At 63.6% G+C, this 26,921-nt stretch carries 23 protein-coding genes and 2 pseudogenes; 12 read left to right on the top strand and 13 right to left on the bottom strand.

What is annotated here, in order from left to right; all coding sequences use genetic code 11:
- The first annotated feature begins 34 nt into the window (after nucleotides 1-34).
- Nucleotides 35-292: a hypothetical protein gene (locus ACE103_RS21360; protein ID WP_223975063.1), complete on the top strand. Its 258-nt coding sequence runs from the start codon at nucleotides 35-37 to the stop codon at nucleotides 290-292.
- Nucleotides 293-452: 160 nt separating this feature from the next.
- Here the strand turns inward: ACE103_RS21360 and ACE103_RS21365 are convergent, their stop codons facing one another.
- Nucleotides 453-707, bottom strand: coding sequence for a hypothetical protein (locus ACE103_RS21365; protein WP_223975061.1), 255 nt, complete (start codon nucleotides 705-707; stop codon nucleotides 453-455).
- 101 nt (nucleotides 708-808) lie between these two features.
- Nucleotides 809-1,009, bottom strand: coding sequence for a DUF3072 domain-containing protein (locus tag ACE103_RS21370; RefSeq protein ID WP_223975059.1), 201 nt, complete (start codon nucleotides 1,007-1,009; stop codon nucleotides 809-811).
- A 115-nt stretch (nucleotides 1,010-1,124) separates the two neighbouring features.
- Between ACE103_RS21370 and ACE103_RS21375 the strand changes: the two genes are divergently transcribed.
- Nucleotides 1,125-1,391 (top strand): hypothetical protein, encoded by a 267-nt coding sequence (locus tag ACE103_RS21375; protein WP_375774787.1) that lies wholly within the window; start codon nucleotides 1,125-1,127, stop codon nucleotides 1,389-1,391.
- 363 nt (nucleotides 1,392-1,754) lie between these two features.
- On the opposite strand, the gene ACE103_RS21380 is transcribed toward ACE103_RS21375, so the two are convergent.
- Both ACE103_RS21380 and ACE103_RS21385 read right to left on the bottom strand, forming a co-directional pair.
- Nucleotides 1,755-3,338: an ATP-binding protein gene (locus tag ACE103_RS21380; protein ID WP_375781151.1), complete on the bottom strand. Its 1,584-nt coding sequence runs from the start codon at nucleotides 3,336-3,338 to the stop codon at nucleotides 1,755-1,757.
- A gap of 12 nt (nucleotides 3,339-3,350) precedes the next feature.
- Nucleotides 3,351-3,707, bottom strand: a pseudogene (locus ACE103_RS21385) (PAS domain-containing protein); the annotation flags it as partial.
- 283 nt (nucleotides 3,708-3,990) lie between these two features.
- On the opposite strand from ACE103_RS21385, the gene ACE103_RS21390 reads away from it, so the two are divergent.
- The 3 genes from ACE103_RS21390 (at nucleotide 3,991) to ACE103_RS21400 (ending at nucleotide 13,264) form a co-directional block, all read left to right on the top strand.
- Nucleotides 3,991-10,275 carry a HAMP domain-containing protein gene (locus tag ACE103_RS21390; RefSeq protein WP_375774788.1) on the top strand — a complete coding sequence of 2,095 codons (6,285 nt, stop codon included), beginning with the start codon at nucleotides 3,991-3,993 and terminating at the stop codon, nucleotides 10,273-10,275.
- A gap of 16 nt (nucleotides 10,276-10,291) precedes the next feature.
- A complete protein-coding gene (locus ACE103_RS21395) occupies nucleotides 10,292-11,785 on the top strand; it encodes a sensor histidine kinase (protein ID WP_375781152.1) in 1,494 nt (497 codons plus the stop codon).
- A gap of 168 nt (nucleotides 11,786-11,953) precedes the next feature.
- Complete coding sequence (locus tag ACE103_RS21400) at nucleotides 11,954-13,264, top strand: PQQ-dependent sugar dehydrogenase (RefSeq protein WP_375781153.1); 1,311 nt, start codon at nucleotides 11,954-11,956, stop codon at nucleotides 13,262-13,264.
- A 49-nt stretch (nucleotides 13,265-13,313) separates the two neighbouring features.
- Here the strand turns inward: ACE103_RS21400 and ACE103_RS21405 are convergent, their stop codons facing one another.
- On the bottom strand, nucleotides 13,314-13,571 hold the full coding sequence (locus ACE103_RS21405) for a hypothetical protein (protein ID WP_223975052.1): 258 nt from the start codon (nucleotides 13,569-13,571) through the stop codon (nucleotides 13,314-13,316).
- Between the two features lie 200 nt (nucleotides 13,572-13,771).
- Here ACE103_RS21405 and ACE103_RS21410 point away from each other — a divergent pair, with 200 nt between their 5' ends.
- A complete protein-coding gene (locus ACE103_RS21410) occupies nucleotides 13,772-14,590 on the top strand; it encodes an aminoglycoside phosphotransferase family protein (protein WP_375774789.1) in 819 nt (272 codons plus the stop codon).
- Nucleotides 14,591-14,602: 12 nt separating this feature from the next.
- Here the strand turns inward: ACE103_RS21410 and ACE103_RS21415 are convergent, their stop codons facing one another.
- Complete coding sequence (locus tag ACE103_RS21415) at nucleotides 14,603-14,770, bottom strand: hypothetical protein (protein ID WP_298372499.1); 168 nt, start codon at nucleotides 14,768-14,770, stop codon at nucleotides 14,603-14,605.
- A gap of 85 nt (nucleotides 14,771-14,855) precedes the next feature.
- Entirely contained in the window at nucleotides 14,856-15,326 is a 471-nt protein-coding gene (locus tag ACE103_RS21420) for a helix-turn-helix domain-containing protein (RefSeq protein WP_223975049.1), read from the bottom strand.
- Between the two features lie 224 nt (nucleotides 15,327-15,550).
- On the opposite strand from ACE103_RS21420, the gene ACE103_RS21425 reads away from it, so the two are divergent.
- Nucleotides 15,551-15,889, top strand: coding sequence for an alpha/beta fold hydrolase (locus ACE103_RS21425; RefSeq protein WP_375781154.1), 339 nt, complete (start codon nucleotides 15,551-15,553; stop codon nucleotides 15,887-15,889).
- Nucleotides 15,890-15,915: 26 nt separating this feature from the next.
- On the opposite strand, the pseudogene ACE103_RS21430 reads toward ACE103_RS21425, so the two are convergent.
- From ACE103_RS21430 to aspT (ACE103_RS21440), 3 genes and pseudogenes are all read right to left on the bottom strand, one after another.
- A pseudogene (locus ACE103_RS21430) lies at nucleotides 15,916-16,695 on the bottom strand (acyltransferase family protein); the annotation flags it as partial.
- Between the two features lie 166 nt (nucleotides 16,696-16,861).
- A complete protein-coding gene (aspT, locus tag ACE103_RS21435; protein ID WP_375781155.1) occupies nucleotides 16,862-18,556 on the bottom strand; it encodes an aspartate-alanine antiporter in 1,695 nt (564 codons plus the stop codon).
- A gap of 14 nt (nucleotides 18,557-18,570) precedes the next feature.
- Nucleotides 18,571-20,262 carry an aspartate-alanine antiporter gene (gene aspT, locus ACE103_RS21440; RefSeq protein WP_223975043.1) on the bottom strand — a complete coding sequence of 564 codons (1,692 nt, stop codon included), beginning with the start codon at nucleotides 20,260-20,262 and terminating at the stop codon, nucleotides 18,571-18,573.
- Nucleotides 20,263-20,585: 323 nt separating this feature from the next.
- Between aspT (ACE103_RS21440) and aspD the strand changes: the two genes are divergently transcribed.
- The gene (gene aspD, locus ACE103_RS21445; protein ID WP_375774790.1) at nucleotides 20,586-22,217 is read left to right on the top strand and encodes an aspartate 4-decarboxylase; all 1,632 of its coding nucleotides are present in this window, start codon (nucleotides 20,586-20,588) and stop codon (nucleotides 22,215-22,217) included.
- Between the two features lie 199 nt (nucleotides 22,218-22,416).
- Entirely contained in the window at nucleotides 22,417-22,596 is a 180-nt protein-coding gene (locus ACE103_RS21450) for a hypothetical protein (protein ID WP_375774791.1), read from the top strand.
- An 8-nt stretch (nucleotides 22,597-22,604) separates the two neighbouring features.
- Here the strand turns inward: ACE103_RS21450 and ACE103_RS21455 are convergent, their stop codons facing one another.
- On the bottom strand, nucleotides 22,605-23,381 hold the full coding sequence (locus ACE103_RS21455; RefSeq protein WP_375774792.1) for a B12-binding domain-containing protein: 777 nt from the start codon (nucleotides 23,379-23,381) through the stop codon (nucleotides 22,605-22,607).
- A 26-nt stretch (nucleotides 23,382-23,407) separates the two neighbouring features.
- Between ACE103_RS21455 and ACE103_RS21460 the strand changes: the two genes are divergently transcribed.
- Entirely contained in the window at nucleotides 23,408-23,725 is a 318-nt protein-coding gene (locus ACE103_RS21460) for a hypothetical protein (protein ID WP_375774793.1), read from the top strand.
- A 36-nt stretch (nucleotides 23,726-23,761) separates the two neighbouring features.
- Here the strand turns inward: ACE103_RS21460 and ACE103_RS21465 are convergent, their stop codons facing one another.
- Entirely contained in the window at nucleotides 23,762-24,160 is a 399-nt protein-coding gene (locus ACE103_RS21465; RefSeq protein ID WP_375774794.1) for a hypothetical protein, read from the bottom strand.
- A 404-nt stretch (nucleotides 24,161-24,564) separates the two neighbouring features.
- Here ACE103_RS21465 and ACE103_RS21470 point away from each other — a divergent pair, with 404 nt between their 5' ends.
- Nucleotides 24,565-25,638, top strand: a complete 1,074-nt coding sequence (locus ACE103_RS21470; protein WP_375774795.1) for an AI-2E family transporter — start codon at nucleotides 24,565-24,567, stop codon at nucleotides 25,636-25,638.
- 5 nt (nucleotides 25,639-25,643) lie between these two features.
- Entirely contained in the window at nucleotides 25,644-26,081 is a 438-nt protein-coding gene (locus ACE103_RS21475) for a potassium channel family protein (RefSeq protein ID WP_375774796.1), read from the top strand.
- An 8-nt stretch (nucleotides 26,082-26,089) separates the two neighbouring features.
- On the opposite strand, the gene ACE103_RS21480 is transcribed toward ACE103_RS21475, so the two are convergent.
- A complete protein-coding gene (locus ACE103_RS21480) occupies nucleotides 26,090-26,758 on the bottom strand; it encodes a helix-turn-helix domain-containing protein (RefSeq protein ID WP_223975031.1) in 669 nt (222 codons plus the stop codon).
- Nucleotides 26,759-26,921: the final 163 nt, after the last annotated feature.

A 26,921-nucleotide genomic window follows, 5' to 3' on the forward strand; every position in this document is an offset into this window, starting at 1 on the left:
TTGACATTAACGCACCGCGGAGCACAACCGCGCCATGGCTGACGTTTCCAAATCCGACACGCCGCTGAAGGCGACATTCAGAGTGCGGCTGAACGGCGAGACGGTAACGCTCGCGACCGTCGGCCAGGCCCACCGCTTCATCAGCAATCTCAGCGCCGTCGAATGGATGGAGTTCCGCTCACTGCATGACGACGCGCTGGTCGCGCTGGAGCGCGCGGCCGGCAACGCCATGCTGACGGTGCAGGCAACCTCCGCGCTGCGGGTGCTGTTCGTCCGCGCCAAATTGCTTTGAAAAGAAATGGGCCGCCTTGGCCCTCCGAGGCGGCCCGAGAGTGCGGCCGAGGCGCAATGCGCCCCCGGCCGTCGCGTGTACCGCCGTTACCTTGTTTGCGGCCATAACGAACGGGCCTTACGAAAGGCGCGCCGATTCGGCTGTAGCCGTAACACCACAATCAGTGGCCGACGTCGTCGACGAGACGGTCATACACAAGCGCAGAGCGCAGATTCATCGTTGCGATCCTCAGATAGCTGGGCTCGCGCATGGCGTTGTTGAACATCATGATTGCCGTCTTCCAGTACCCGCGCTCGCGCTGATCGACATTCAGCGCTGACAGGTAGTCCGCCGCGTCGCCAACGGTTGCGAGCGTTCGCCCGTCCTTCAGCGTGATCGGGAACGCAAGCGGCGACCGCTTCTCCAGCTCCAGCACGAAAGGCTCCCCCACAGGCAAACAGCAATAACAGACCAGACCTAGCTGCGCCGCTATATCAAAGCCTTAAGGGAGTGTCCGGCCCGGGCGGGGTGGGCGGTTCAGAAGGAATCCGCCAATGCGATCTCGGCCCTGAGCGCATCGATGCGCCGTTCGGCTTCCTCTGACGTCAGGCCGTGCACGTACTGGTTCGGCTGATAGGCCTCCTCGGCCAGACTCCTCAACCGCAGCGCCTGGGCCCGCGACATCAGCCCGCCAAGCCGCTCCGCAACCCCGCCAAATCTCACCGCTGCCATGCTCATCGCTCACCTCGCTTGCCGGATCGTGACTTGACAATATGTTCTATTTTTGTTCTAACAAGTCATGGACAATAAGATCAATGAAATTCGTCGCAGGATCAGCACTTTGCGGGCTGAGATGACCTTGGTCGAGGCGTCGATCCGGGACCAGGTCAACCGCGATCTGGATTGCAGCGAGGCGTCCTACCGGCTGATGGCGATGCGCGCCGAAGTGGCCGAACTCATCGGCCGTTGGAAGGCCGCCGGCGGCGGCGAGCGCCTCCCCACGGTTCGGGAGCGGCTGAGCCGAAGCTTCGCGGATCGGCCGGTCGCAAGCGCCAAGCCGGCCCCAGTCAAATCAGACAAGGCCAAGCCCAGGCCGGGCCACAGCAGCGCTAGGGTGTGATCCGGCCGCTCGGCTAAACAGGAGCATCCGCACCGTCTCGCGCTCAAATCAGGTTTCCGGGCTGGAACCCTGGCCGCGGGTGGGCATTTCCTTGTGGTGAGAGCTAACACCATAGCATCGCCCAGCGCCATGATCGCCGATCCGACCGCGCCACCGCGGGCATCGATGAATGACGATCGCAGCCCACTGCTGACGCTGATCTCCTGCATCAGCTGCATCAGGACGATGCGGCTTGAGAGCAGCTCTCCGGGCAGCGAGGGCAGGGACATCCTTCAATATCGCTGCGAACAATGCAGCCGCATCGAACGGGTGCAATTGGTACGGCGAACCTGGCCGGCGGACCGTTCGTCCTCAACTTGAGAATTACTGCCGCACTCTCACCTTTCTGGGCGCATCTTGATGCGCTGGGAGATCCGAAGCGGTTTCGGATCCTTGCCCCGTCAGCTTCGAGAGTTCGCGGCTGAGGTCGTGAATGTGGTACGGCTTGCGCAGGACCGGAAAATCGGACCGCACGTCGCGCGCGCTCTCGCTGTAACCCGTCGTCAACAGGATCGGCAGCTCGGGCTTCCGGTCCCGGATCGTGCGCGCCAGCTTCAACCCATCCATCCTGCCCGGCATCACGATGTCGCTGAACACCACGTCGACGCCGTCGGCGTCGATCTCCGATAAGGCAGCCTCAGCGTTCGAAGCCCAGCGCACGGTGTAGCCGAGTTGTTCGAGCAGGCCGGTGCTCGCGTCCGCAACGGCCGGATTGTCCTCGATCAGCAGGACGGTCGCGGAGCCGCGCACGCTGTGGCGCGTGGTCGTACCCGTTGCGGCCGCAGACCCGCGCGGGAGGTAGACGCTGACCGTCGTGCCCTTGCCAAGCGTGCTTGCAATCTCGATCCGGCCGTCGGCCTGGTGGGCAAAGCCGTGGACCTGGGACAGTCCGAGGCCGGTCCCTTTGCCGACCGGCTTGGTGGTGAAGAACGGGTCGAACACCTTGCTCAGTACATCCTGGGGGATGCCTTCGCCGGTATCGGCTACGCTGACGGCCACCTCGGTGGTTTCGAGTACGTTTCGGGCCGAGACGGTCAGCGTACCGCCATTGGCCATCGCGTCCCGCGCATTGACGACGAGGTTGATCAGCGCGGTCTCAAACTCGTTCGGGTCGACGAAGATCGGCCAGAGATCCGGCTGGATCTCCATGTTGAGCTTGATCGCGCCGCCGAGCGCGCTGCTCAGCACCTCGCGCACCGCGGTGATCCGGTCGGCGACATCGATGGTCTGCGGGTTGACGCTCTGGCGGCGCGCGAAGGTGAGCAGTTGGCTGGTCAGGGATGCGGCGCGCTCGGATGCGGTTTCGATCGCACTCAATGCAAGCTGGCCACGCTCGCTCGTCACCTCGCGCTTGATCCGGTGCAGGTTGCCCGAAATGATCATCAGCAGGTTGTTGAAGTCGTGTGCGACGCCGCCGGTCAATTGGCCCAGCGCATCCATCTTCTGCGATTCCGCCAGTTGTCGCTGCACCAGTTCGAGCTTCTGCTGCGCCTCACGCCGCTCGGAAATGTCCCGCGTGATCTTGGCAAATCCGACCAGACTGCCGTCGCTGTCGCGGATCGGATCGATCACGACGCTGGCCCAGAAGAACGAGCCGTCCTTGCGGACCCGCCAGCCATCCTCCTCGTAGTGGCCGGTCTCTTCCGCGATCTTGAGCGCGCGAGCCGGCTTGCCCACGGCCTGGTCCGCCGGCGTGTAGAACCGCGCGAAGCTCTGGCCGATGATTTCGCCGGGCGAATAGCCCTTGATGCGCTCGCCGCCGGCGTTCCAGTTGGCGACGATGCCCCCGGGCGTCAGCATGTACAGCGCGTAGTCGGTGACGTTGCTCACCAGCAGGCGGAACTGGCTTTCGCTGGCGTCGAGATCCGCGCGCGCCTGTTGGTGCTCGGTAACGTCGCGGGTGACCATCGCGTAGCCGATCAGCTTGCGCTTCTGGTAGATCGGATCGATGACGACCGAGGCGTAGAATTGCGATCCGTCCTTGCGGATGCACCAGCCCTCGGCCACGGCGTGCTTATCCTTCCGCGCCGTCTGTAACGCCTTCGCGGGAAGGCCCGATGCACGCGTCTCCGCAGGATAGAAGACCGAGAAGTGCTTGCCGAGGATTGCCTTGGCCGGATAGCCGGTGATGCGTTCGGCGCCTTTGTTCCAGTTGATCACCCGTCCATCAGGGGCGAGCGTGCAGATCGCGTAGTCTGCCGCTCCTCCGGCCAGCAGCCGGAAGCTGCGCTCGTTCTCGAAAATGCCCCGCCTGAGCCCGCCTGATTTCTTAACCATCACCAATCCTGCCAACGCCGGGAACGTTCCGGAGAGGCCAATGTTCCAATGCGATCAAATGCGCCGACGACGGCCAGGCAATACAAACGGCTTACGCTACTGCGTAAAAAGTTCCAATGCGCATGGGAACTTTTGGTTCCATTGGCGATTAAGCCCCTCGGTTTGCGTCACAAATCGCGGTTTTGGCGTTTTCCCGCTTGAATAGATCAAGGGCAGTCATTCTTATGGTCGCACTGGCTTCTCCGAGTCCCTGGATTCGTGGCGAGCGCGTAGGGGAAATTACATGACCGATCTCGGTTCGCCGCCTCGTCCCCGTGCTGATACACGCCGCGCCCAATCATCGAACGGAAGCCTCGATTCCTCGCACGATCTGCTGCAGTCGCTGCAGGCGATGCGCGGTGGCGACTTCTCGGTTCGCATGCGTGGCGACTATCTCGGCATCGACGGCAAGATCGCGGACGCCTTCAACGAAATCGCAGCCGCCAACGAGCGCATGGCGCAGCAATTGGCGCGCGTCGGACAAGTCGTCGGCCGCGAAGGACAGACCCGCCAGCGCGTCAATTTCGGCCTCGCCAGCGGCGCCTGGGCCGATATGGAAAGCTCGGTCAACACCCTGATCGACGATCTGCTGTGGCCGACCCGCGAAGTCACCCGCGCGGTCGCCGCGGTGGCGCAGGGCGACCTGCTGCAGACCGTGCAACTCGACGTCGAGGGCAGGCCGCTGCGCGGCGAATTCCTGCAGTCGGCGAACATCGTCAACACGATGATCAAGCAGCTCTCGGTGTTCACCTCGGAGGTCACGCGCGTGGCCCGCGAGGTCGGCACCGAGGGCAAGCTCGGTGGCCAGGCCCAGGTGCCGGAAGTGACCGGCGTCTGGAAGGACCTGACCGAGAGCGTAAACTCGATGGCCAACAATTTGACCGGCCAGGTCCGCAACATCGCCGAGGTGACGATCGCGGTCGCCAACGGCGACTTGTCGAAGAAGATCACGGTCGACGTCCGCGGCGAGATCCTGCAGCTGAAGGAAGCCATCAACACGATGGTCGATCAGCTGCGTTCGTTCGCCTCGGAAGTGACGCGCGTGGCGCGCGAGGTCGGCACCGACGGCAAGCTCGGCGGTCAGGCGATCGTGCCCGGCGTCGCCGGCACCTGGAAGGACCTGACCGACTCCGTGAACGCGATGTGCGGCAACCTGACCGCTCAGGTCCGCAACATCGCCAACGTGACCACGGCCGTGGCGCGCGGCGACCTGTCGCGCAAGATCACGGTCGACGTCAGCGGCGAGATTCTCGAGCTGAAGGACACCATCAACACGATGGTCGACCAGCTCAATTCGTTTGCCTCGGAAGTGACCCGCGTGGCGCGCGAAGTCGGTACCGAAGGCAAGCTCGGCGGCCAGGCCCAGGTGCCCGGCGTCGCCGGCACCTGGAAGGATTTGACCGACAACGTCAACTTCATGGCGTCGAACCTGACCGCCCAGGTCCGCAACATCGCCGACGTCGCGACCGCGATCGCCGGCGGCGACCTGTCGAAGAAGATCACGGTGAACGTGTCGGGCGAGATCCTTCAGCTGAAGGAGACCCTCAACACGATGGTCGACCAGCTCAACGCCTTCGCCTCCGAAGTGACGCGCGTGGCGCGCGAGGTCGGCACCGAGGGCAAGCTCGGCGGCCAGGCCAACGTGCTCGGCGTCGCCGGCACCTGGAAGGACCTGACCGACAACGTCAACTTCATGGCGTCGAACCTGACCGCCCAGGTCCGCAATATCGCGGGCGTCACCACCGCGGTCGCCAATGGCGACCTGTCGAAGAAGATCACGGTGGACGTGCGCGGCGAAATCCTCGAGCTGAAGGACACCATCAACACGATGGTGGACCAGCTCAACGCCTTCGCCGGCGAAGTCACGCGCGTGGCGCGCGAGGTCGGCACCGAAGGCAAGCTCGGCGGCCAGGCCGAGGTGCGCGGTGTCGCCGGCACCTGGAAGGATCTCACCGACAGCGTCAACTCGATGGCCTCCAATCTTACGGGACAGGTGCGCAACATCGCCGAGGTCGCAACCGCCGTGGCGAAGGGCGACCTGTCGAAGAAGATCACCGTGAACGTGTCGGGTGAAATCCTTCAGCTGAAGGAAACGCTCAACACGATGGTCGACCAGCTCAACGCCTTCGCCGGCGAAGTGACGCGCGTGGCGCGCGAGGTCGGCACCGACGGCAAGCTCGGCGGCCAGGCCGAAGTGCCCGGCGTCGGCGGTACGTGGAAGGACCTCACCGATAGCGTCAACTCGATGGCCGGCAACCTCACGGCGCAGGTCCGCAATATTGCGGAAGTGGCGACCGCCATCGCCGGCGGCGACCTGTCGCGCAAGATCACGGTGGACGTCCGCGGCGAGATCCTTCAGCTGAAGGAAACGCTGAACACGATGGTCGACCAGCTCAACCGCTTCGCGGGCGAGGTGACGCGCGTGGCGCGCGAGGTCGGCACCGAGGGACGTCTGGCCGGCCAGGCCAACGTGCCCGGCGTTGCCGGCACCTGGAAGGATCTGACCGACAGCGTCAACTCGATGGCCGGCAACCTCACGGCGCAGGTCCGCAACATCGCTGAAGTGACGACCGCCGTGGCGCGCGGCGACCTGTCGCGCAAGATCACGGTCGACGTGAAGGGCGAAATCCTCGAGCTGAAGAACACCATCAACACGATGGTCGACCAGCTCAACGGTTTCGCGGGTGAAGTGACGCGCGTGGCGCGCGAGGTCGGTACCGAAGGCAAGCTCGGCGGCCAGGCCGAAGTGCCCGGCGTCGCCGGCACCTGGAAGGATTTGACCGACAACGTCAACTTCATGGCGTCGAATCTCACGGCGCAGGTCCGCAACATCGCCGAGGTCGCGACCGCGATCGCCGGCGGCGACCTGTCGAAGAAGATCACGGTGGACGTCCGCGGTGAAATCCTGCTGCTCAAGGACACCCTGAACACGATGGTCGAGCAGCTGCGCTCGTTCGCCGCCGAAGTGACCCGCGTGGCGCGCGAGGTCGGCACCGAAGGCCGGCTGGGCGGTCAGGCCGTGGTGCCCGGCGTCGGTGGCACCTGGAAGGACTTGACCGACAACGTCAACCTCCTGGCCGCGAACCTGACCACGCAGGTCCGCAACATCGCCGAAGTGACGACCGCCGTGGCGCGCGGCGACCTGTCGCGCAAGATCACGGTCGACGTGAAGGGCGAAATCCTCGAGCTGAAGAACACCATCAACACGATGGTGGACCAGCTCAATGCCTTCGCCGGCGAGGTGACGCGCGTGGCGCGCGAGGTCGGCACCGAGGGCAAGCTCGGCGGTCAGGCCGAGGTGCGCGGCGTCGCCGGCACCTGGAAGGACCTCACCGACACGGTCAACGTCATGGCGGCGAACCTGACCGAGCAGGTGCGCGGCATCGTCAAGGTGGTGACCGCGGTCGCGGACGGCGACCTCAAGCAGAACCTGACGGTGAAGTCGAAGGGCGAGGTGGCCGCGCTCGCCGACACCATTAACAACATGACCGAGACGCTCGCGACCTTTGCCGACCAGGTCACCAGCGTGGCGCGCGAAGTCGGCGTCGAAGGACGCCTGGGCGGCCAGGCCAACGTGCCCGGTGCGGCCGGCACCTGGAAGGATCTGACCGGCAACGTCAACCTCCTGGCCGCCAACCTGACGTCCCAGGTCCGCGCCATCGCGGAAGTGGCGACCGCCGTGACCAAGGGCGACCTGACGCGCTCGATTCAGGTCGACGTTCGCGGCGAGGTCGCGGAGTTGAAGGACAACATCAACACCATGATCGGCAACCTCCGTCTCACCACGGAGCGCAACACCGAGCAGGACTGGCTGAAAACCAACCTCGCACGCTTCACCAACATGCTGCAGGGCCAGCGCGACCTTGCGACCGTCGGCCGCCTCCTGCTGACCGAGCTGGCGCCGCTGATCAACGCGCATATGGGAGTGATCTATCAGGTCGACAATCCGGAGAGCCCACAACTGCGGCTGCTTGCTGCCTATGCCAACGACAGCAGCAACCCGCATTCGCAGATCGTCCAGCTCGGCGAGGGCTTGATCGGCCAGTGCGCACTCGACAAGCGCCAGCGCCTGGTCTCGGACATTCCCGGCGATGCGGTGCCGATCAATTCGGCGCTGATGCGGATCATGCCGAAGAACCTCGTCGTGTTCCCGGTGCTGTTCGAAAACCAGGTCAAGGCGGTGATCGAGCTGTCCTCGATCTCGTCGTTCACGACTTCGCAAATCACCTTCCTCGAACAGCTGACCGACAGCATCGGCATCGTGCTCAACAGTATCGAGGCGACGATGCAGACCGAGGCCTTCCTCAAGCAGTCGCAGACGCTCGCCGGCGAGCTTCAGACCCAGCAGAGGGAGTTGCAGCAGACCAACGACCAGCTCGAGCAAAAGGCCCAGCAGCTTGCCGAGCGCAATGTCGACGTCGAGCGCAAGAACCAGGAAATCGAGCAGGCCCGCCGCGCGCTGGAAGAGAAGGCGACCGAGCTGTCGCTGACCTCGAAGTACAAGTCCGAATTCCTCGCCAACATGTCGCACGAGCTGCGCACGCCGCTGAACTCGATCCTGATCCTGGGCCAGCAGCTCACCGAGAATCCGGATGGCAATCTGACCGGCAAGCAGGTCGAGTTCGCCCGCACCATTCACGGCGCCGGCACCGACCTGTTGAACCTGATCAGCGACATCCTCGATCTCTCCAAGATCGAGTCCGGCACGGTGACGGTCGATGCCGAGGAAATTCTCACCTCGAGCCTGCTCGAAACCGTCGGGCGGCCGTTCCGGCACGAGGCGGAGAACCGGCATCTCTCCTTCAGCATCGACGTCGACGCCAATCTTGCGCGCAGCATGGTGACGGACTCCAAGCGGCTGCAGCAGGTGCTGAAGAACCTGCTGTCGAATGCGTTCAAGTTCACCGCGGATGGCGGCGTGAGCCTGACCGTGTCGGCCGCGGTCGGCGGCTGGAGCGCCGAGCATCCGATCCTGAACGCCGCAACGGCCGTCGTCGCATTCGAAGTGTCGGATACCGGTATCGGCATTCCCCAGGACAAGCAGAAGCTGATCTTCGAGGCGTTCCAGCAGGCCGATGCCGGCACCAGCCGCAAATATGGCGGCACCGGACTTGGCCTTGCCATCAGCCGCGAGCTGGCCGGCCTGCTCGGCGGCGAGATCCATCTGCGCAGCGCGCCGGGCAAGGGTTCGACCTTCACGCTCTATCTGCCGCTGAAATATGCCGGACCGTCGGCGGCGCTGCGCCCGCAGGCGCTGGCGATGCCGCACACGGCGGCGCCGTCGCTGCAGTCGTCCAGCGTGCAAGAGCGTGTGATCGAGCAGCTGCCGGACGACCGGCTCGATCTCGAGCCCGGCGACACGATCCTCCTGATCGTCGAGGACGACCCGCATTACGCGCGGGTGCTGATCGATCTGGCGCGTGACAAGGGCTTCAAGGTTCTGGTCGCAAGCCGCGGCGCCGAGGCACTGGATCTTGCCAAGCAGTTCCAGCCGAGCGCGGTTTCGCTCGACGTCTTCCTGCCCGACATGCTGGGCTGGACGGTGCTAAGCCAGCTCAAGCACAATCCACTGACCCGTCACATTCCGGTCCAGATCATTACGCTCGACGAGGACCGGCAACATGCGTTGGCGCGCGGCGCCTTCTCCTTCGTCAACAAGCCGACCACGACCGAGGGCGTCAGCGCGGCGCTGTCGCAGATCAAGGAATACGCCAGACCGCGTCGCAAGCGTCTGCTGATTGTGGAGGACAATGCGGCGGAGCAGCTCAGTATCACCGAGTTGCTCGGCCACGAGGATATCGAGATCGTGACCAGCGGAACCGGGGCAGGGGCGCTCGCAACGTTGCGCGAGCATCCGTGCGACTGTGTCGTGCTCGACCTGCGGCTGCCCGACATGAGCGGCTTCGAGGTGCTGGATCAGATCCGCAAGGACGAAACGCTCTCCAATATTCCCGTTGTGGTGTTTACCGGTCGGGAACTTTCGGCCGAAGAGGACGCGGAACTACACACGATGGCGCGCAGCATTGTCGTCAAGGGTGTGGAGTCGCCGGAACGTCTGCTCGACGAAACGTCACTGTTCCTGCACCGTGTGATCACGGAATTGCCTGTCGAAAAACAGAGGATGCTGGAGAAGCTCAATAGTTCCGATGAGGATCTTATTGGCAAGACCGCGCTCCTGGTCGACGACGACGCCCGCAACATCTTCGCGCTTTCGAGCGTGCTGGAGCGGCGTGGTATGAAGGTGTTGACTGCGACAACCGGTCACGAGGCGATCTCGCTGGTCGAGTCCAATCCGAAGATCGCGATCGTGCTGATGGACATCATGATGCCGCAGATGGACGGTTACCAGACCATCGGCGCCATCCGGCTAAATCCGGCCTTTGCGCGGCTGCCGATCATTGCACTGACCGCGAAGGCGATGAAAGGCGATCGCGAGAAATGCCTGGAGGCAGGCGCATCCGACTATCTGGCTAAACCGGTGAATACCGAGCAACTGCTGCTGGCGATCCGCATGTGGCTGCACCGCTGATCGGCGATCGAACATGATGGACCATGAAAAGGTGAACATCCTTCTGGTCGATGACCAGCCGGCCAAGCTGCTGGCCTATGAGGTGATCCTGAAGGAGCTCGGTGAAACGCTCGTCGCCGCTTCGTCGGGCCGCGAGGCGCTCGAGTTCCTGCTCAAGAACGAAGTCGCGGTCATCCTGGTCGACGTCTGCATGCCCGAGCTCGACGGCTTCGAACTCGCCGCGATGATCCGCGAGCATCCGCGCTTTCAGAAGACCGCGATGATCTTCATCTCGGCAATCCAGGTCAGCGACATCGATCGGCTGCGCGGCTACGAGATGGGCGCGGTCGATTACGTGCCGGTGCCGGTTGTGCCGGAAGTGTTGCGCGCAAAGATCCGGGTGTTCGCCGAACTCTACCGCAAGACACGGCAACTCGAACGCCTCAATGCCGAGCTCGAGGACCGGGTGCGCGCGCGTACCGCCGAGCTCGAGCAATCGACCACGCGGCTGGTTGAGAGCGAGGCGCGCCGCAGCATGGCGATTGCCGCGGGCAAGATGGGCTCGTGGGACTGGGATTGGATCAACGGCGACTGGATGTGGGACGAGGGACAATACAAGATCTTCGGCGTCGAACCGAAGTCCTTCGCGCTGACATCAGACAATATCCAGGCGCTGTTTCATCCCGACGATGTCGAACAACTCCGGCAGGGCTGGACCGGTTTCGACAACGGCCGCACGTCTTATGAGGCCGAATTCCGCGTGGTGCGGCCGGACGGCGAGATCCGCTGGTGCGTCGGCACGGCTGCGGCGACCAGCGACAGGAACGGCAGGGTGGTGCGGGTCAGCGGCGTCACCGTCGACATCACCGATCGCAAGAAGGCCGAGGAACGGCAGAGCCTGTTGACCCGCGAGGTCGACCATCGCGCCAAGAACGCGCTCGCGCTGGCGCAGTCGATCGTGCGCCTGACGCGCGCGCAGAACGTGACCGCCTATGTGCGGGCGGTCGAGGGCCGCATCACGGCGCTGGCGCGGGTTCACACCGTGCTGTCGCTGTCGAGCTGGCAGGGCGCCGAAGTCCGGCGGCTCGTGACCGAGGAGATCGCGCCTTACTCCGAGGCCGGGCAGATCCAGATCGCCGGCGGAGAGGTGCAGTTGCAGCCCGCGACTGCGCAGACGCTGGCACTGGCGCTGCACGAGCTCGTCACCAACTCCGCCAAATATGGCAGCCTGTCGGTGTTGCCGGGCCGGCTCGCGATCACCTGGGAAGTGGCGGACGACACGCTGATCCTGGCCTGGGTCGAATCCGGCGGGCCTCCGGTGACCAAGCCGAAGCAGAAAGGCTTCGGCACACGAAGTGTCATCGCCAGCATCGAGACCCAACTCGGCGGACGGGCCGACTTCGATTGGCGTGCCGAGGGCCTGATCTGCCGGCTCACGGTTCCTCTCAAGCCGCTTGTTGGAGACACGCCGGCGTTTCGCGAACCGTCGGCAGCCGAGCGCAAGCCCATGGTCAGGTCCCGGGCCGTGTAGCGCATCCTGCGGAGCGCTCGCCTGTCGCTGTCACGGCGCCTTCCAATGAACATTGATGCAGACGACATTGTGAACGCAGCTTGCGCGCGAACTGCGCTATGAGCTTCGCGTCTGACAGGGACCTCGCGCGAGGAGCAAATGCGTAAGACAAATCTTACCGGCGTGAGCATGTCCGTCGTCATCCTCCTAGCGACCAGCATCGCGCGGTCGGGCGCGGAACCTGTGCTGAAGGGCGCGGAGGCCTTCGGCGACTGGCAGCGCGACAGACCCGGCACGGTGCGCCTGATCACGCCGCAGGACCTGCCCAAGCCGGGCGCAACGGCTTCTAGCAGCAATTCGTCCCGCGTCGTGTCGCGCCCCGCATCGGCGGTGCCGCAGGTGCCGGCGGGGTTCAAGGTCGAGCTGTTTGCCGTTGGGCGCGGTCCGCGCATCATGCGGACCGCGCCCAACGGCGATATCTTCGTCGTGGAAACCAGCTCCGGCCGCATTCGTGTCCTGCGCAGCGCCGACGGCGGCACCAGGCCGGCGACCAATGAGGTCTACGCAACCGGACTGAACCGGCCGTTCGGCATCGCGTTCTTTCCAAACGGCGACAATCCGCAATGGCTCTACGTTGCCAACACCGACAGCGTCGTGCGCTTTGCCTACCGCAACGGCGATCTCAAGGCGTCGGGAAAGCCTGAGAGCATCGTCGCAAACCTTCCTCACGGCTACGGCCACTCGACGCGTGACATCGTATTCACGCCGGACGGCAAACGGATGCTGGTCTCGGTCGGCTCCGCCGGCAACGCCGGCGAGGGCCTTGGCCGGGCGCCGGAAGGTATCGAAAACTGGAGTCGCGATCACGCGCTTGGCGCTGCCTGGGGATCGGAAACCGAACGTGCGGTTGTGCTTGCCTTCGATCCCGACGGCAAGAACCAGAAACTGTTCGCCACCGGTATCCGCAACTGCGTCGGACTTGCGATCCAGCCCGGAAGCGGTACGCCCTGGTGTTCGACCAACGAGCGCGACGGCCGCGGCGACAATCTGGTGCCCGACTATGTGACGCGTGTCCGCGAGGGCGCGTTCTACGGCTGGCCCTGGTACTATATCGGCGCCAACGAAGACCCGGCGCATACGGGCGCGCGGCCCGACCTCAAGGACAAGGTCACGATTCCCGACGTGCTGTTGCAGGCGCACTCGGCCTCACTCGGCCTGACCTTCTACACCGGCAGCAGTTTTCCGGCCGAATATCGCGGCGATGCGTTTGCAGCCGAACACGGCTCGTGGAATCGCGCGAAGCGCACCGGCTACAAGGTCATTCGCATCAGGCTGAAGGACGGAGTGCCGACCGGCGAGTACGAGGATTTCGTCACCGGCTTCGTCGTCGGGGACAATGAGGTCTGGGGCCGTCCGGTGGGTGTCACCGTGGCGCGGGACGGCGCGCTGCTGGTCTCCGAAGACGGCAACGGCACGATCTGGCGCGTCAGCCACGACTAGCCGTTCGATCTTTACCGGGGCTTTTCAGGGGCCGCCGCGACGGCGGCTGCTATCCCAGCCCGTCCTTGAGGCCGTATTCCTCATAGATGGTCAGGGGATCGGTATCGGGAAACAACCGGCACTTGGCTTGTGCAAGATGCAGCGTGACGGCGCCGGCCTCACATCTCGCGGTCAGGATCTTCCGCACGTCCTCCATATGCGCGCGCGGCTGATGCTTCGACGGCAACTGCTCGAGTGCGACCAGCGCGGTGGCCAGCGCTTCCGTGACCGCCCAATCGTCGTGTCCGGTTATTCCCTTTCGCGGCATCACCACACCCTCCATCACACCGGCTGCGACATTGTAGCGCGAGAAGGGTGGGGGCTGTCATCAGCCAACATGGGCAGGGCGGCCAGGAACCGGTTGGCACGGCGCTGCCACGATGCGCCGCAGGGAACCAGCGTGGCGGCGCGCGCAGGCAATGCTTACAACGACGGGTACGTCCCCTGATCACCCAATCAGCCCGCCCGATGTTCGAACCCTATCTCTCGGCCTGGAGCCTTGTCCCCGACGGCGACCCGATCGTGACGCGCGCCGCACGGTTGCTGCCGGTGCGGCAGTTCGGCGAACCGGCGATGCTCAAGCTCTCGCACGAGCCGGACGAACGCCTCGGCGCCATCGTCATGGAGTGGTGGGACGGCGACGGTGCGGCGCGCGTCCTTGCCCGTGACGGCGAGGCGCTCCTGCTCGAACGGGCGATGGGCTCGGCTTCGCTCAGCGACATGGCGCGAACCGGCCAAGACGATGAGGCCTGCAGAATTCTCTGTGCAACGGCCGATCGGCTTCACGCCCGGCGCACGAAACCGCAGCCGGACCTGACGCCATTGAGGGACTGGTTTCGCGAACTGTGGCCGGCGGCGAGGGCGCACGGTGGCATCCTGAACCGATCGGCTGCCGTCGCCGAAGCACTGCTCGGCGATGTCAGCGAGATCGTGGTGCTGCATGGCGATCTGCACCATGACAACGTGCTCGACTTCGGCGCGCGCGGCTGGCTCGCGATCGATCCCAAGCATCTCGTCGGCGAGCGTGGCTTCGACTTCGCCAACATCTTCACCAATCCGGATCTTGCCGATCCGACACGGCCGGTCGCGACCGAACCCGGACGTTTTACGCGGCGTCTCGACATCGTCGTGGAAGCAGCAAGGCTGGATCGCCGGCGCTTGCTGTCATGGATCGTCGCCTGGACCGGCTTGTCGGCAGCATGGTTTCTCGGCGATGACGATCCGCTTGCCGAAATCGACCTGCAGATTGCAAACCTTGCCGCGGCCGAACTCGACCGGATGGCGTAGGGCGCGCAGCGACTACGCGGCGGCGGCGCTGGCTCCGCTCAGCGACACACTCAAGATCCGCCACTTCGATATGTCGAAGAAGTAGGCCGCCTTGATGCGTGCGGACGCGGGATCCGGCGCCTGAATCGCCGTGTGGAATTTTCGCGTCCCATCGCTCAGCGAAATCCGGAATGTCTGCATTGGTCGAACCTCCACGCGCGGATGCTGCGGCAAGGAGAGTTAAGATCCGGTTGCTGACAGCGCTCCTGCGTGGCGCACGCGCGTCTCACGCGATGCCGTTCTCAGGTGAAGTCTGCGGCAGCCGCACCATCGTGTCTCCTGCACCAACGACGCGTCCGTCCTGCGCTCTCAGTTCGAGGCGGCGCACCGGCAGCCCGCTCTTTCGGTCGACCAGCAGCACATGCGCTTCGTCGGGTTCGAAGAAGAAGTCCTCACCCCATTGCCGGAGCGCGACAAGGAGCGGAAACAGCCCGCGTCCCTTTTCGGTCAGCACATATTCCTGATACGGGCTGCCGTCCGCGGCGGGCACGGTCTCCATGATTCCGTGCGCCAGCAGATTGCGGAGCCGGGCAGAGAGGATGTTCTTGGCAAGCCCGAGGCTCTTCTGAAATTCGCCGAACCGGCGCAGCCCATCGAATGCATCGCGCACGATCAACAGCGACCACCAATCGCCGATCGCGTCCAGCGGCCGGGCCACGCCGCATATCGAGTCCCTGTGGCTCACTCGCTTGGCCATCGTGCTCCGCCTGACGCTCCTCATTCCACGTCGTGAATCGGTGGCGCGGTCCCGAAAGACCGCCCGAGTCGGAGCTCGATATATCGGTTGCAAAGTAAAACCTCAAGCGCTACAGGGTGGTTTCAATTGAAAACCACTCGAGGCCAGCCATGATCCAACCCGACGCCACCTTCGACGGCACGTTTCCGTTCGCACCGCATTTCAGCTCGGCGCCGGGCTTCCGGATGCACTATCTCGACGAAGGCCCGCGGGACGGCGAGGTGGTGCTCTGCCTTCATGGCGAACCGACCTGGGGCTATCTGTTTCGCCATCTCGTGCCACTCCTCAGCACCACGCACCGCGTGGTCGTTCCGGATCACATGGGGTTCGGCAAGAGTGCGACGCCGGCGGAGCGCAGCTATTGGCTGCAGGACCATGTCGACAATCTCGAAGCGCTGGTCGTTGCGCTCGATCTCGCCGACATCACGTTGGTCATGCATGACTTCGGCGGCCCCGTCGGCATGGGGTTCGGAAGTGCAAGGCACCCTGCAAGCGGACGGCCGAAGTCAAAGAACACATCGTAGACGAGCATGTGGAATAGATAGAGCGAATAGCATCTGCGTCCCGGCCATACGAACGGACGAAGCAGTTCTGTCCGTTCCATGTTGGCGCCCAACCACACAATCGCGCAGCATGCGAATGCTGCGATGGAGAGAAAGCCGAAGGGTTCAACCACGATGGCATACGCCACATCGCAAAGTGGCGGCACGCAGGCCAGCATCATCCACACGGAGCGGGAGCGGCAGTAGCCGCGCATGAAGCAGGCGAGGAGGACGCCGCCGAACAGTTCATCGAGGCGACCGGGCAGCAGAAACTGCCAGGAATGGTCGGGCAGATAGGCGTGAAACAGCCAGCGCCAGACCGGCGCCAGCAGCACACCCGCCCAAATGGTAGGGATCAGCCATCGGCGTGGCAGCCAGTAAATCAGGATGGGCAGGATCAGATAGAACTGCTCTTCGATGGCCAGCGTCCAGGTGACGAAGGTCAGGTCAGACTGCGGATAGCCGAACTCCAGCCACGGGATGGCCTGGATGAAGAACAGGTAGTAGCCCCAGTGATCTGGCGGCACGAGCGCCAGCAGCAGCCAATAGAGCGGCAGGATCCGAAACGCCCTCCGTCCATAAAAGGACGAGAAATAGCCGGGCTGTTCGCGGCTATCCAGCAGGATGCCGCCGATCAGAAAGCCGCTGAGGACGAAGAACAGATCAACGCCCAGCATGCCGTATTTGAAGCCGAAATAGTGCCGGGCGATGACCATCGAGATGGCCAGCCCCCTGAGCGCGTCAAGCGGTTCGGAACGGCCGGACTGACCCTTGCGTTCCGCGCTCATGGATCGCCGATAGCAGCAGTGTCCATCTTGCCCCGCCTTCAGGAGGAGCGGAAAGGCTCCCGCACCCGACAGCGAAGGGCGACCCGGGACTCTACGGGGCTTTCCGGTCGTCGCTGAACGGAAATGCGTGGCTTGGGCGATCGTGCCAATGCCGTCCAGAAATGACTCATCCAGCGACGGCGACCACCATGACCGATCCCCAGGTGGTCAGTAGAATGTTCGAGATCGGATAGGCGGGCGTATAGCCCAGCACCACCACCGAACTGCCGGAGCGCTCCTGAATGGCGGCCATCGCTGCCGTGACCGTCTGTGCCCCGGTCAATGCACCGAGCAGGAGGATGGGATTCATGCGCAGCACGAAATGGCCGAAGCAGAAGCCGACGATCTGCGGCAACAGGGTGACGATCATGCCGCCCAGAAGCAGGCCGATGCCCGACTCGCGTATGGCGGAAAGGAAGATCGGGCCGGCATGAATTCCGGTCAGGCCGACAAAGGCCGCCAGTCCGAGCGACGTCATCAGGCTGATGGCGCCGTCGGGGATCCGGCCGAAATGCGGCAGACGGGTGCGGAGATAGCCAACCAGAAGTCCAGCGAGCAGCGTGCCGACGCTGGTGCTTAGCGAGATGTTGATGCCGCCGACCGTAAAGCTGACGAGAACACCGACGAGGCCGCCGAGGAAAATCGCGAGCCCCAGCACCACGAAGTCGATGCTGGTGCTCGGCGCAACGATGACGCCGATGCTCTTGGCCGCATTCTGCACCACTGATTCAGGACCAACGATGCGAAGCAGATCGCCGCGCTGCAGGACGACCCCGGCGGCGACGGGGAGCGCTTCTCCACCTCGGCTCAACGAGCGCAAATAGAGGCCGCGAGCCCAGCTCTGTTCCGAGGCTTGCTCGAGATTGGTGCCCGCAAGCTTCGGGTTGATCAGGAACACGTCTGCCGAGATCAGAGGGATATCGAGCAGTTCCCGGTCCTCCACCTCTTCGCCGCGCGGTCCGATCAGTTCCACAATGGTCTGGCGCGGTGCGGACAGCGCGATCACGTCGCCTGCCGCGAGCGTCATTCCAGGCTCCGCCTCGAGGATGTGCTCTCCACGGCGAATGCGGTGGATGAACACGCGTTGTCCGGGCACCCGGGCTTCGGCGGCGGCAACCGTCAGTCCGGCGATCGCCGCGTGATCATCCAGCCGGTAGCCGCGCAGTTCGAATTTGCGCCAGGCCGACGCCAGACCGGGCTTGGCGCGCGTGATCCCCAGGGCCTGCTCCAGCTTGAGCGCTTCCGTCTTCAGGTCGATCTTCAGCAGCGCCGGGACGACGATCGTGCAGAATGTGATCACGCCGGCATAGCCGAAGATGTAGCAAACCGCATCGGCCACCGCGATGTGCGAGACGAACAACGCGCGCTGTGCGTCGGACAAAGGCAGCGAGTTGACTGCGTCGGTCGCCGTACCCATTGCGGCGCTCTGGCTGAGCGCACCTGACAGGAGCCCGGCCGCAAAGCCGGGGTCAAGTCGCAGCACGCGTGCCACGACGATCGCCGCCGCAAGGCCGGTGAGGCTCACGACCACGGCCATCAGCACCGGCTTCAGCCCGTCGCGCTTCATCGCCAGCACGAATTGCGGACCGACCGAATAGCCCACCCCGAACAGGAACAGCAGGAACAGGAACGATTTGGTCATGCTGGAGACGGGCACGTGCGCGAAGTCGCCGACCGCAAGGCCAGCGAACAGCGAGCCCGTCACCGGGCCGAGGCTGAAAGCGCCGATCCTGAAGCTTCCGATCCAGTAGCCCGCTGCGATCACCAGGAACAGCGCGAGCTCCGGATAGCGGACCAGAAACTGCTGCAGCCAGATCAACATGTTCCGGGCCGCGGCTAAGTCATCATCATCACCAGCACCATGCCCCAGATCGTCAGCAGCGTGTTTCCGACCGCGTAGGTGACGGTATAGCCGAGGCCGGGTATCTGGCTTTTCGCGCGGTCGTTGATCATGCCGAGCGATGCAGTGGTCGTGCGCGCGCCGGAGCAGCATCCGAGCAGGATCGCGTCGTGGAAGCGGAACAGATACTTGCCGACGAACATCGCCAGGATCAGCGGCACCGTGGTCACGATGACGCCCCAGAGGAACAGGCTGAAGCCGAGTTTTTGCAATCCGGCGACAAATCCCGGTCCCGAAGAGATGCCGACCACGGCAATGAAGACATTCAGGCCGACCGAGTTCATGAACCACACGGTCGGTGAGGGGATGCGGCCGAACGTCGGGTGCACGGATCGGAGCCAGCCGAAGAACAGACCGGAGATCAGCGCGCCGCCGGAGGTGGACAAGGTGAGCGGCACGCTACCGATCTTGTAGACGAAGGCGCCGATGAGCGCGCCGATCGCAATGGCCGCCCCGATGAACGCGACGTCGGCAACGTCGGTCGCGCGATCCGGCCGGCCCAGCAGCTTCGTGGTGGCCGCGACATCTGACGTGCGGCCGACCAGGGTGACGATGTCGCCGCGGTTGATCTTCGTGTTCGGCAGGATCGGTATCTCGGTCGCGATCGCGCCCCGGGCGATCTTGCGCAGGAATACGCCGCGAGCGCCCGGTTCCTTCGCCAGTTCCGCCAGCGTCTTGCCATCGACGTCCTTGCTGGTGACGTAGACATCGACGCCCTCGATCGGCACCGCCAGCAGTTCGCGATCGTCAACCTCCTCGGCCTGCTCGCCGATCAGCTGCACGAGCACGTCGCGGCGGCCGGCGACGGCGACGACATCACCGGCGTGAATCACAGTGCCGGAGCTTGCCTCCATGATCTTGCCAGCTTGCCGAAGCCGGAGGATGAAGATGCGATGATCGGGGATCAGCGCCTCGGCCTGCTCGACCGTCTTGCCGACGACCGGCCCGCGTTCGCTGACGCGATAGGCACGCAAATCGAACTGGTGCCAGGCCGTACCCGGACCGCCCACCTCCTTCTTGCCGCCATGCTCCTCTTCATATCTCTTGCAGGCGGTCTCGAGATCGATGCCGAGCAGCGCGGGCCCGAGCAGGGCAAGGACGATCGCCGACCCAACCGTGCCGAAGATATAGGTCACGGCATAGGCGACCGGCATCGCATCGAGCAGCTTCTTGGCTTCGTCCGCCGGCAGGCCAAGGCGATTGATCGCGTCGGTCGCGAGCCCCATTGACGCGGAGATCGTCTGCGAGCCGGCATAGAGCCCGATGGCCGATCCGACGTCATAGCCGGCGATTTTCGCGCCGAAATACGCCGAGAGAAGGCAGAACACACAAACCACGGCCGCGAAAATCGCCTGCGGAATGCCGTCCTGCGCGATGCCGCGCACGAATTGCGGTCCGACACCGTAACCGATCGCGAACAGGAACATCAGAAAGAAAAACGGCTTGAGCGGACCTGAGATGGTGATGCCGATCTGGCCGATGATGACCGCGGCCACCAGCGTCGCGGTGACGGCGCCGAGGCCGAGACCCTTGTAGGTGAAGGATCCGAAATAGTAGCCCAGGGCCAACGAGAGGAAGATCGCGATTTCGGGATAGGTGCGGAGCGTCTGGAAGAACCAATCGATCATGATGTCACCCGTTCATGCTGTCCCGGGGCTTCGGCATGCGCCCGCTTCGATCTCACGCAGGGGGCCGAAAAGGGCGAGCAACTGTATCGATCGACATCAGACGGTGGCCGACGAGGTGGATGTTGATCTATGTCAACCGCGAGTGCGACAGCCTCGTGATTTCATTGTCTTGCCGACAACGCACGCGTGAGCTGCTTGCGATCGCAAGGCCGGCACGAAACCGTTGACATAGATCAAGGCTCGTCACCGGCCGCCGCTCATGCTGAGCGCAAGGCGCCTGTCCACCTCCATTCCAACACCTTGCATCGTCCCGGGAGTATCAAATGGCCGATCTTCTGACCTTAAAGAAATTCGAGGCGTTGAGCCCCTTCGAGATCAAGGACGAGCTGATCAACCTCGCGAAGAGCAATTCGAAGCGGAGTCAGATGCCCTTCCTGAACGCCGGGCGGGGCAATCCGAACTGGGTGGCCACGACGCCGCGTGAAGGCTTCTTCCTGCTCGGACAGTTCGCCATGACCGAGAGCAAGCGGGTGATGGAGCACCCGGCAGGCATCGGAGGCATGGCTCAGGCAAAGGGCATTGCCGGACGGTTCGAGGCCTGGCTCGCACAGCACAAGGACATGCCGGGCGCGAGCTTCCTGACCGAGATGCTGCCCTTTGCGGTGAAGAAATTCGGCTTCGATCCCGACGCTTTCGTCCACGAACTCGTCGACTCGATCATCGGCGACAATTACCCGGTGCCGGATCGCATGCTGGTGCACAACGAACGGATCGTGCACGAATATCTGATGTGGGCGGTCTGCGGCGAGCCGCGGCCGGCCGGGAAGTTCGACATCTATGCGGTCGAGGGCGGCACGGCGGCGATGTGCTACCTCTTCAAGTCGCTGAAGGCCAATCGGCTGCTGGTGCCCGGTGATACGATTGCGCTGGCGACGCCGATTTTCACGCCCTACATCGAGATGACGCACCTGGAGGACTACGATCTGAAGGTCGTTCAGATCAGGGCTCCGCAGGAAAACAAGTTCCAGTTCACCGACGAGGAAATCAAGAAGCTGGAAGATCCGAAGGTCAAGGCCTTCTTCGTCGTCAATCCGTCCAATCCTCCGGGGATGGCGTTGAGCAAGGAGACGATCGCCAAGCTGGCCAATTTGGTCAAGACCAAGCGTCCCGACCTGATGATCCTCACCGACGACGTCTACGGAACCTTCGTGCACAACTTCCGTTCGTTGCTCGGCGAGCTGCCGCACAACACCATCGGCGTCTACTCCTATTCGAAGTATTTCGGCTGCACGGGATGGCGGCTCGGGGCCATCGCGATCCACGAAGACAATATCTTCGACAAGAAGATCGCCAAGCTCCCGGACGAGGCCGTGAAGGCGCTCGACAAACGTTACGGGCCGCTGACGCTCGAGCCGCGCAAGCTCAAGCTGATCGACCGGATCGTCGCCGACAGCCGCGACGTGGCGCTCAATCACACCGCGGGACTGTCGTTGCCGCAGCAGGTGATGATGAGCCTGTTCTCGCTCGCCGAGATGCTGGATGTGAAGAAGGCCTATCAGGCCGCCTGCATGGAGATCGTCAACAAGCGCCTGTGGTCGCTGCTCGACGGGCTCGGGCTCGCCGACAAGCTGACCCCCAATCCGAACTATGATGCCTACTATGCCCTGATCGACTTCGAGTTCTGGGCCCGAAAGAACATCGGCGACGATGCCGTCGAAAATCTCAAGAAGAACGTCCACCCGCTGGATCTCGCGTTCAGGCTGGCCGAGGCCCACGGGATCGTGCTGTTGAACGGAGGTGGCTTCGATGCCCCCGAATGGTCGCTTCGCGTGTCGCTCGCGAACCTCCCCGATGATGTCTACGACGACATCGGACGCGGCGTCCGGGCGATCGCCCGAGGCTATCGCGATGCCTATGAAGCTGCGACAGGGAAGGGCGCAGGCGCGAGGCGCTGATGAACTGAGTTCCACGGGCGGAGAGACCCGTTGATTTACGGCGCGACGGTTGGCCACGGTTGTCACCATTCAGCTGTCCAGATGTCGCGTCGTCAACGGCCCGGCTCTCATAGCCCGATTGGGTTAGCCAGGCTGTCGCAAGTGATTTCGATCGCGTGGCACAAGCTGCACTGGTCATCCGATTTCCACGTGATCTACGATGACGATCATGAGGAACGGCGGCGACAAATTTAGTCGAATCGTTCGTGCAGGCCGCGCTCGCGGTTGGTTGAATTATTGGCTTGAAGCCATCGACGGCGATTTTGCTTTCAGGATGATTGTTGTCGTGGCCGGCACCGTGTCGACCATGGCGATTGCATTCGGATTGCTATCGCCCTGAGCGCGCCGTTACCCGAAGTCGAGCGAGCTGATGTCGGTGACGAGATCGGCGCCGGCAACCGCAGGCACGAGCCCGGTCTTGACGGCATAGCCGCCGACGATCACATGTGGCCGGCCCGACGCAGGGAGCGCGGCAACTCGTCTGGCAATGTCGGCAACGGCCTCGCGTTGTTCAGCCAGTGCCATTGAGATCAGCAGGTATCTTGGCTTGGTCGCAACGAGACGCTTGTGCAGTCCAGCGAAGTCAACGGGACCGTCAACGATCTCGGCGTGGACTCCACGGCTGCCGAGCCAGAGCGCGAGGATGCGGATCGCCAGTGTGTGGGTGTTGCCCGGCGCATTCATGAGCAGGAACTGACCGGAGGGCGAGGCTCTCGGTGCTTGGCCGAGCGCGCTCATCCTCGCCGTGATCAGTTCGATGACCTCCTCGCAGAAGGCAGTAAAACGATGCTCGCCTTCGACGCTGAGTACGCCGGTCTTCCAATCCTCACCGATCTGATACAGCATCGGGGCGATCATGCCGATCAGGATGTCGACCGGCCGGCAGCTTGCACCGATTGCCTCGTCGATGACAGCTTTCGCGGTTTGGACGTTGTTGTTGCGCCCGGCAATGAACAGGCGGCCGAAGATATCGCGGAGGAATTGTGCATGCGCGAGCTCGCGCCCCTCGAGGGACCAGTAGTGCTTCGCTTCGCAATCCGCGCACAAGCCGTGCGTGATGCTGAAATCGCCGTATTCAGGTGCTTCGCCCGTGAAGCGTTGGCAGTATGAGCACCATTTCAGCACGAGACGGCTACTCCCGGCGGTGATGAATGCGCTTCAGAATAATTGCAAATTCGACCGGACGTCGAGACCGCTGTTCGGCCAGGCTCGGTATCGGGGCCTGTGTCACGACCTTCTTGTTCTGCTGCGCACAAGAGGCGGTCGCGCTACCGCTGACACCATTCCGCTATGAGGCCCAGGCGCATCGGCATTGTCCCGGGGATACCGTGGTCTGGCTCGATCTCCGCCGCGGACGCTATTATCTCAAGGGACAGAGCCGTTATGCCAGAGGCTTCGACGGCAGTTACGTGTGCAGGAACGAAGCCCGCGACAGCGGCTATCGGCGATCGTTGCTGGGCCTGCGGTGACTTCCCTGTAAGCCGGCATAGCGCCCGACGACCGATCTACCATCCGTAATAGGCGCGCGGCTGGGCGTAATATCCGTAACCTCCATATCCTCCATAAGGCGGGCAATAGCCGGAGCCGTAACCATATCCGCCGCCGTAATAGGGGTATCCGCCATAGGCGGAGCTTGCGATGGCTCCGCCGACGATCGCCCCGGCTGCGGCGGCGCCCCATCCGCGATAACCCCATCCACGATAGCCCCAGCCGCCGTAGCCTCCTCTCCAACCGCGGTAGCCCCAGCCACCGCCCCATCCGCCCCATCGGACCTGAACGGCGCTGTTGTCGACCGCGGCTTTCATGGCCGCGATGTTGGTCGGCAGCGGGGCGGCCTGGCTCGCGTCAACGCCGGTCGCGCTCGCAAGCAGGGTCAAAGCCAGCAAGGTTCTGGTGTTCTTCATGATGTCCTCCATCGGGGTGATAAGGCAGTCGTGATCCAACGGCTGGCAAATCACGAGCGGCTTCCAGATCATGTGCAGCCCAGACTGTCAGCCGGCGGGGGCCGACGCTTGATTTGAATCAATGTGACCGTGGGGCTCTCGGTGAAGCGGACGATTGATGCTGCACCTTGGGACAATTGCCGCGGGCTGCCGTCCGTCGCCTAATCGGAGCGCGATCGCGATCGTGATCCCGGCCGTGATCGCATCCCGACGAGTTGAAGCGGCCCCGATTCCTACCCCCGAACCGGGGCCGTTTCTTTGGCGAGGCAGCGGACGCGCGACGCTTGATCTGGATCAACTCGTGCGCGGCAGTGCGATGGCACCGCTTCCTGCGTGCCTGCTGACGCTCAACCGAAAGCACGCTCTTGAAAACCCTTCGCCAGCTCGTAGCGGGAGACGAGTTCATCCAGCTCGCAATTCGCCTCGGATTGCTGGCGCTGCTGATCTACTGGTCGTTCGTCCTGGTCCGCCCGTTCGTGCCGATCCTGGCCTGGAGTGTGGTGCTCGCGGTCGCGCTCTATCCCGTCTTCACCTGGCTCACGAGGATACTCGGTGGCCGCGCCAGCATCGCGGCTCTCGTTCTGACCTTGATCGCACTGGGAGTCGTCATCGGACCGGCGACCTGGCTCGGGATCGGGGCGGTGGACGGGGTGAGGGAGCTGGCCGGACAATTGAGCGCCGGGAACGTTGTCGTGCCGTCGCCGGTGCCGCAGATCAAGGATTGGCCGCTGATCGGCGGCCCGCTCTACGATCTCTGGGATCGGGCCTCGACCAATCTGAGCGCCGTGCTGCGCGAGGTCGTTCCGCACCTAAAGCCGCTCGCCGGGATCTTGTTTGCGTTTGCGGGCGATGCCGGGGTCGGGATGCTGAAATTCCTGCTCGCGGTTGTCCTGGCGGGGTTTCTGTTTCCCTATGGCTCGCAGCTTGCCGCAGCCTGCCGGAGCTTCCTGTCCCGCATCGTGCCGGAGCAGAGCGAGCACTTCCTCGACCTGGCCGGCGCAACCATTCGGGCGGTGTCCCGGGGCGTCATCGGCGTTGCCGTCCTGCAATCGCTGCTGGCCGGGGTCGGCTTCAAGCTGGCGGGGATTCCAAGTGCGGGCCTGCTGGCGTTTGTCGTGATGCTGCTGGCGATCGTGCAGATCGGGGCGGCGATCGTGCTGATTCCGGTCATCATCTGGCTCTGGTCGACCAAGGACCTGGCGACGGCGCTTGCTTTCACGTTGTTCTTCCTGGTCGTCGGGGTCATCGACAATGTGCTGAAGCCGCTGGTCATGGGGCGGGGCCTGACCACGCCGGCGCTCGTCATCTTCGTCGGCGTAATCGGCGGGACGCTTGCGCACGGCATCGTGGGCCTGTTCATCGGGCCGATCATTCTCGCGGTCGCCTGGGAGCTGATCACGGCATGGATCCGGGACGACCGCGCCCGGTTGGCGGGATAGCAGTGATGCTATTTCAACTCATCGTGGGATCGGCGGTCAGTGCGATTAATATCGTGCTTCATTCGTTGTTCACCGTCGGGGTGATCGGACTGCTGCGGCACGTCAGCCTGAGCGCCACCGGCCGGTTTGGGCGGCAGCTCAGCGGCGTGATGGTGGCGGCCGCGCTGATCCTGATGGTGGCTCACACGTTGGAGATCGTGGTGTGGTCGCTGGCCTATCTCGCGGCTGGTGCAGCCCCCGCCGGCAGCGATCTGCTCTATTTCGCCTTTGTGAACTACACGACACTCGGCTACGGCGACGTGATTCCGGTCAAGGAGTGGCGGCTGATTGGACCAATGGCGGCCATGAACGGTATTCTGATGTTCGGCTGGTCGACGGCGGTCCTGTTCGAAGTGCTGCAAAAGACCATCGAGCGCCAGGCCGCGCTCGTGAAATCCCCGTAAAGTCGCGGTCAGTTGTCCAGCCTGGACAGCTGGTCGCGGTCGACCAGCATAATTTCGCGCTGGTTCGAGCCGAGGAAGTTGAGCGCTCCGTAGGCGTGCAGCTTGGAAAGCGCGCGCGATACCGTCTCCAGGGTCAGCCCGAGATAGTCGGCGATATCGCGCCGGCACATCGGTAGGGCGACGACGTCTACTCCAGTCAGCCGGCGATCCATTTCGAGCAAGAATGCTGCAACCCGCTCCAACGCGGTCTTGCGGCCGAGCAGCAGCATGTGATCCTCGGCATGCTGCAGGTTGCTCGTGGTCATGCTCAGCAGGTTGCGGGACAGGGCGGAATCCGAATGGGCCACCCGTTCGAGGCTCATCCGCTTGACCAGGCGCACATTGGTGTCGACGACAGCTTCGGCGGTGAAGCGATGGAATTCGGTATTCTCGAGTCCGAAAATGTCACCGGCGAGATGAAAGGCGCCAATCTGGCGCCGTCCGTCGGAGAGGAGCTTGTAGCTGCGGACGGCCCCCGAGACGACCTGGTAGACGTACTCCGCAGGCTCCTTCTCGCCGTAGATCTCGGCGCCCTTTCTGTAGTGGAATTCGCTGGTGATGAAGTTGGCGTGCCGGGCGGTCAGCCCACCGAGGATGTTAGGTCCATTGGCCGGTCTGACATTGACGTGAGCGAACATGGACCAACTCACTCTGTAATGAACTTGCGGCGTCCGAGCGGTTCGAAATGCCTGTCCGCACGCAATGACTACGACAGGGCTCAATCGGCCTCTATTGGTCCTGAGGTCATTGTCCTAAAGGACAGGGCGCGGGAATGCGGCGATTTGTTCGTAATTGGTGCGG

This window comes from Bradyrhizobium sp. ma5, assembly GCF_042258955.1.
GTDB lineage: Bacteria > Pseudomonadota > Alphaproteobacteria > Rhizobiales > Xanthobacteraceae > Bradyrhizobium.